At 34.8% G+C, this 325-nt stretch carries 1 pseudogene; it reads right to left on the bottom strand.

The features are described 5' to 3' along the window. Positions 1-118 precede the first annotated feature (118 nt). A pseudogene (locus BP769_RS01110) lies at positions 119-325 on the bottom strand (hypothetical protein); the annotation flags it as partial.

Genomic DNA, 325 nt, shown 5'->3' with positions numbered 1-325 from the left:
TCTGTAATGTCCTTTTTTGGCTCCTGGTTTTAATTGGTATTATGGTCAAAAGCTCCTGTGTATTCGTTTATGCATTTTCTTATGGGTTCTGTGTCATATGCTCATGTCTGCTAATATGTTAATGATGGGTGATATTTTTTTTGTTTGTCTTATGGAATTGATTGCGGAACTTGGTGTCGCTTCTAGGTCCTCTTTGGGTTGCATAATTTAGGATTAAACGAGTTTTATGTCTAATTGCAATTATGGTTTTTAACATAGCTTTTTTCGTTTCTTTGGCTCGTATTATTGCATAATATTTGTCCGCATAATCGTTGGTGAATCCATG

The sequence above is a fragment of the Methanobrevibacter sp. UBA417 genome (assembly GCF_002508845.1).
Lineage (GTDB): Archaea > Methanobacteriota > Methanobacteria > Methanobacteriales > Methanobacteriaceae > Methanobrevibacter_A > Methanobrevibacter_A acididurans.
The sequence above is the reverse complement of the archived record's forward strand: the minus strand, read 5'-3'. Positions and strand labels throughout refer to the sequence as shown.